Raw genomic sequence first — 5,774 nt, forward strand, 5'->3', positions numbered from 1 at the left:
TGTTCGTTGGCACCCGGCAGCCGCGCGATGGGCAGGAACCCGGACGACAGCGCGCAGTCCTCCGCCCCCTTGACCGGGTCCTCGCTCCAGTTGCGGGCCGGACAGGGCAGCCGTGAATGGGCCGCCGCATAGGCCATCAGTGCCTCATCGGCCCAGCGCAGCTGTTCCTGCTGGTTGGCGGCCTGCTCCAGTGGGCGTCCGGATTGCAACATCAGCGCGGCAGCGGCGACGACCGCGCCGAGCAGCATCAGCACCAACATGGCTTGCAGCAGGCCGAATCCGCGCTGGCGGCCGCCGGCAGCGGGGGCGGGCGTGCCGATGTCCGGCACCGGGAGATGGATCGACATGGCTGACTCCGCTTACTGGTTCATCTTGATGTAGGCCTGCACCACCGCAATCTGCGCATCCACATTGGCACCTGCGGCACTTTGCTCGTGCCGGGACCACAGACCCGCATCGGCGACGAGCGCACCGCTGGTGGCGCCCTGGCGACCGACTTCGCGCATCCGTCCGAAGCGCGCATCGACACGGCCGTCGAGGCGCTGGTCCAGCTGTTGGGCCAGCTCGGGGGTCAGGTTGCTCAGCCGCATCACGTTGCGCACGCGCCCTTGATAGCCGCTGGAACTTATCGGCTCGGCCCAGTCGGACACCGCCATCAGACACACTTCGATGCGCTGCGGGATGCCATTGCGATCCTGGTAGACGTAGGCATCCTGGCGGCCCTCGGCTGCCCCGTCGGGGAGGGTGACGCCACGTTTGAGCATTTCATCGACCAGATCCTTGCCGCACAGCGCCGTGGCCGTGGTGGCGCCGCCGACAATCCCGCTGAGCGTGGTGTCGCCGGGCACGCTGCCGGTCTGGGTGGTGTAACGGTCGTAGGCCAGGATCCAGCCTTGTACGAACTGGCTGCTGATGCGCTCGGCCACGGCGCTGCGGTAGACGTCGCGGCCCACGGTCACGGCACCGATGATGATGGCGATGATCACCAGCACCACCGACATCTCCATCAGGGTGAAACCACGCGCGCGATAGATTGATTTCATGGATCGGGTTTCCTTACATCTGCGGCGAGGTGATCGCCTGCTGCACCAGGTCATAGACCGGCAGCAACAGCGCGACGATCAGAAATACGAACATGCCACCTGCCAGCAGCACGACCACCGGCTTGATGATTTCCGACAGGTTGGTGATCAGCCGCTGCAGGCGCAGGCTGTATTCCTCCGACAGCCGCGAGAACTGGCTGTCCAGGGTGCCGGTGTCTTCGCCGACACTGATCATGCGCACCATCATCGAGGGAAAGCCGCCGACCTGGCGCATCGCCGAGGACACCCGGTCGCCGCGTTCGAGCACCTGGCGGATGGCGATGATGCGGTCGCGGTAGTACTCGTCGCGCATCGCCCGTTCCATCACCTGCAGGCTGGACACCATGTCCACGCCGGCGCGGATCAACAACGCCATGTACTCGGTGAAGAATGCCAGTCCGGAAGAGAACATGATGGTCTTGGCAATCGGCAGCCGGTGCAGCGTGTAGTGGGTTGCGCGGCGGAAGGCGCGGCTGTAGCGCCAGCTGACCCACAGCGCGAAGGCCGCCAGCACCAGCGCCACGAGGATGTAGCCCACATGCGAGATCAGCACTCCGAGCCTTTCATCACCGCCACGGTCAGCGGCGGCAGCTTGGCGTTCATCTGTTTGAAAAGATCGGCCAGGTTCGGGACCACGTAGTAGATCCAGAAACCGCCGGCGGCGAAGATCGCCGAGAACACGAAGGCCGGATAGATCAGCGCCTGCTGGGTATCGGCGGTCATCCGCGAGATCCGTTCGACGTGGTCGGCGGCCTCTTTGAGCATCTTGTCCATGCTGCCGGTCTCGTCGCCGATCATCACCAGGTTGCGCACCGTTTCGGGAAACGCATCCGGATAGCGGCTGAACGCGTCGCTGAGCGAGGCGCCGGCATCGAGCTCTTCGAGCAGGCGGCGGGCCAGGCGGGCCGGGTTCGAGGCGCGGCCCTGGCCGACCTCGTTGGCGACCGCCCGCAACGCTTCCATCACGGGAATGCCGCTGCTGGTCATCACCGCCAGGTCGCGGAGCATCCCCGACAGCTCGACCGGTTTGATGGTCGGCTTGATCAGGTGGGAGAGCGAGCGCTGGGTTTCGGCCAGCCAGCCGGGAAAACGGTGGAGCGTCAGCACCACGGCGTCGAAGTTCTTTTCCAGCCATAGCCGGGCCGAGGCGTCATGCTCGACGGCCAGCTGGGTGACACCGCTGCGCACGCGGCCGTTGGACAGCAGCAGCTTGTAGTAATAGACGTTCATGGCGCCGGCCCCACGCCGACCACACGCAGCACTTCCTCGCTGGTGGTCTGTCCGGCGATCACCCGGGTCCGGGCGACCTGCTCGATGCTCTTGAAGCCGGAGGCCATCGCCAGGCTGCGCAGGTTCTCGCGGCCCACGTCATCGGCAATCCCGTTGGCCAGCGCGTCATCGACGATCATGATGTCGTACACCGGCAAACGCCCGAAGTAGCCACTGCCACGGCAGCGGTCACAGCCCGGCCCGCGCCGGCCCATGGAACCGGGCGGTACACCCAGCCAGTCGCATTCCTTGGCCGAGAACGGGGCTTCGGTGGCGCAGAACGGACAGACCTGGCGGACCAAACGCTGGTTGACCACGGCCAGCAGGTTGTCGGCGATCACCTGCGCTTCCAGTCCCAGCGGGCGCAGGCGCGGTACCACGCCGAATACGGTGGTGACGTGCAGGGTCGAGAGCACCAGGTGGCCGGTGGCCGCGGCCTCGACGGCGGCCTGCGCGGTTTCGGCATCACGCATTTCTCCGAGCAGGATCACGTCCGGATCGTGGCGCAGGAAGTGGCGCAGCGCCGAGCCGAATTCATAGCCGGCACGGCGGTTGACCTCGGTCTGCCCGGCGCCGGGGACGCGGTATTCGATCGGATCCTCCACCGTCAGCACGTTGCGTTCGATCAGCGACTGCATGCGCAGCGCCGCGTGCAGGGACGAGCTCTTGCCCGAACCGGTGGGACCGGTGATCAGGATCAGCCCGGCCGGCTTGGCGAACAGCCGTTCCAGCAGTGCCACGTCTTCCGGGAAAAAGCCCATCTCCTCCAGCCCGGCCAGATCGCTGTGCTCGGGCAGCAGACGCATGACCATGCGCTCGCCCGATTCGGTGATCAGCGTGGAGACACGGACGGTGAGCGCGGAGTCCAGCACGGTGGCGCGGAAGCTGCCGTCCTGCGGGCGGCGCTGTTCGGAGATGTCCATTTCCGAGGCCAGCTTGATGTAGCCCAGCAGGCGGTTGAGCGTGTTCGGCATCGCCCACATCGGCCGCAACACGCCATCGACACGGAACAGCACGTGCAGACTGTGCTCGGACGGGGCGATGTGGATGTCGGTGGTGCGTTCGCGTACCGCCAGATGGAGCAGGTAGTCGAGCAGTTTTTCAGGGCTGTAGGCGTGGTCGTTGTCCACCGCCAAGCGGCGGATCTCCTTCTCCAGCAGGCTCTCGATCGGGTTCTGCGCGAAGTAGTAGGTCTGCCGGATCAGGCGCGCGACCTTGCCGTACTCGCCCTGCAGGAAGTGGCAGCGCAAACCGCAGCGCTGCAGCACCAGCTGGGCCACGGCGGCGGCATCGGCGTCGCCCAGCAGCACCTCGAGCTGGTCGCCGTTGCGGCGCAGCGGCAGGAACTGGCGCATCTGGCACAGCTCGCGGTTGAACATCGCCAGGATCTGCGGGTCCGCCACGGGCAGCGTTTCCACCGCGGCGAACTCGATGCCCATCATGCCGGCATGGGTACGGACGATGTCCGATTCGTTGGCCAGCCCGTGGCGGATCAGCAGGCGGCCGAAGCTCTGCTGCTCGACGAGGTTCTTCTGGCGGGCGTACAGCAGCTGGATCGGGTCCAGCAGTCCCTGTTCGTTCAGCAATACCCCGAGGCGCGCCTGTTCGAGGCTCACCAGCCCCTGGGTGGTGTTCGCCGAGGCGGCGGGGATACGGGAATCAGCCGTGGCCATAGGGTGGGATATCCGTGGGGTTCGAAGAGGTGGAGGCGCCGGAGGGGAGGCTGTCGAGCAGATGCAGGGTGAGCGGATCGGCGATGCCGGTGCCGGGCAGGTGATAGCGCAGCTGCAGCCGGGCGATGGCGCGATGGGTCAGGGGGCCCAGGCGGCCATCAATGTGGCCGTCGTAGTGGCCCGCCTCCCGCAGCTGCTGCTGCAGATGCCGTATCTGTCCGGGTACTGCGTCGAGCGGCTGTGACATGGCCGGTGCGCCGAAGGCGATTTCCGCCTGCGTACCGGTGCTGCGCAGGCAGCGGCCGCCATGCGTCTGCAACAGGGCCGCGGTCTGGGCCGGAACGGACTGGCGTACCCGTACCGCCGGATCGATCTTCGCGATGCAGCGCTCCCAGGCGTGGTCCTGGGGAACCTGCGCGACCGCCGCGGCCGGAGCCGGTTCGGCGTGGCTGTCACCGCTGCGCAGCAGTGTGGTGGTGGCGATGCCGCACAGGGCGGCCAGTGAGGCGGCGATGGCCCACGACGGCGCATGGCGGCGCTTCGCGCGTGGTTGCCGTACCCCTGCCTCAGCGGCAGCGGCCTGGACCAGCGTTGCATCGATCGTGCGCTGTGCCCCGTTGTCGGCGTACAGGCCGTACAGGCAGCGGTCCATGATCAGGTGGATGTGTCGCGGGTTGCCGCCCGTTGCCTGGTACAGGGCGGCGGCAGCGTCCTCGTGCAGGCTGAAGCGGTCGTTGCCGCCGGCAGCCTGCAGCCGGTGCTGCACATAGGCGCGAACACTTCCAGCGGGCAACGGGTCCAGGCAGGCATGTTTGCTGATGCGGCTGGTGAGCTGGCGGATGCCCGGCTGCGCGAGCAGCGTCAGCAGCTCCGGCTGGCCCGCCAGCACGATCTGCAGCAGCTTCTCCTGCCCGGATTCCAGGCAGGTCAGCAGCCGCAGCAACTCCAGGCTTTCGATATCCAGGTTCTGTGCATCGTCGATGACCAGCACGCAGGTGGTCTGCCGTTGCCAGCATTGCAGCAGGAAACGGTTGAGTGTCTCGATATCCGCGGCCGGGTTGCCCTGCGGCATCAGCGCGAAATCGCGCAGCACCGCAGCCAGCAGGTCGCCGCCCTGAAGGAATGTATTGAACACCAGCGAGACCACCATCCCGTCCTGCTCCAGCCCGGCGATCAGCTTGCGCAGGAAGGTGGTCTTGCCCGTGCCGACTTCGCCGGTCAGCAGTACGAATCCGGCGCGGGTGCGCAGGCAATGGCCTGCTTCGACCAGGTCGCGCTCCAGTGCCAGGGTCTGGAAGTAGCCGGTGGTATCGGGCGTGGGCGGGAACGGCGAGCGTTGCAGTCCCAGCAGCTCCAGGTGCCGGATCATGGCCGGGTTCATTGGCTGGCTCCCTGCAGCTGCGCCAGCGCCCGGCGGATCAGCGCCGAGTTGCCGTTTTCCGCGGCCAAGCGCCGCAACCGGGTCTGCGCGGCTTCCGCTTCGCCACGGCCGGCTTCCAGCAGCGCGAGGTTGACGCCGGCCTGCTCGTCGTTGGCGATACGCGCCAGGATCTGCCGATAGCTTTCCTCTGCGGCCACCAGCTCACCCCGGGTATGGGCCACCCAGGCTTCGGTACGCAGCAGGGTCAGGCTGTCGCCCGGCAGCTGCGAACGCAGCAGCGCCAGTCCGGCCTCGATCGCGGCTGCATCGTCCCGTGCCACCGCCGCTTCCAGCGACTTGAGCAGCGCCGGAATCTGCGCGGAAGAGGAC

The 5,774-nt window shown here is 67.1% G+C and carries 7 protein-coding genes; all 7 read right to left on the bottom strand.

Features of this window, described 5'->3' with window-relative positions; all coding sequences use genetic code 11:
• Positions 1-347: hypothetical protein (locus tag JCM9942_RS09870; protein ID WP_218185477.1), on the bottom strand; the 347-nt coding region annotated here is incomplete at its 3' end.
• Between the two features lie 12 nt (positions 348-359).
• The gene (locus JCM9942_RS09875; protein WP_054659372.1) at positions 360-1,043 is read right to left on the bottom strand and encodes a prepilin-type N-terminal cleavage/methylation domain-containing protein; all 684 of its coding nucleotides are present in this window, start codon (positions 1,041-1,043) and stop codon (positions 360-362) included.
• A gap of 13 nt (positions 1,044-1,056) precedes the next feature.
• Complete coding sequence (locus JCM9942_RS19640; protein WP_218185478.1) at positions 1,057-1,635, bottom strand: type II secretion system F family protein; 579 nt, start codon at positions 1,633-1,635, stop codon at positions 1,057-1,059.
• Positions 1,629-2,312, bottom strand: coding sequence for a type II secretion system F family protein (locus JCM9942_RS19645; protein WP_218185479.1), 684 nt, complete (start codon positions 2,310-2,312; stop codon positions 1,629-1,631). Before JCM9942_RS19645 ends, JCM9942_RS19640 begins: the two co-directional genes overlap by 7 nt.
• Positions 2,309-4,024 (bottom strand): GspE/PulE family protein, encoded by a 1,716-nt coding sequence (locus JCM9942_RS09885; protein ID WP_199398884.1) that lies wholly within the window; start codon positions 4,022-4,024, stop codon positions 2,309-2,311. The genes JCM9942_RS19645 and JCM9942_RS09885 overlap by 4 nt, the downstream gene beginning before the upstream one ends.
• A complete protein-coding gene (locus JCM9942_RS09890) occupies positions 4,011-5,405 on the bottom strand; it encodes an ExeA family protein (protein WP_054659374.1) in 1,395 nt (464 codons plus the stop codon). Before JCM9942_RS09890 ends, JCM9942_RS09885 begins: the two co-directional genes overlap by 14 nt.
• Positions 5,402-5,774: hypothetical protein (locus tag JCM9942_RS09895; protein ID WP_218185480.1), on the bottom strand; the 373-nt coding region annotated here is incomplete at its 5' end. The genes JCM9942_RS09895 and JCM9942_RS09890, both read right to left, overlap by 4 nt.

The sequence above is a fragment of the Stenotrophomonas pictorum JCM 9942 genome (assembly GCF_001310775.1).
GTDB lineage: Bacteria > Pseudomonadota > Gammaproteobacteria > Xanthomonadales > Xanthomonadaceae > Stenotrophomonas > Stenotrophomonas pictorum.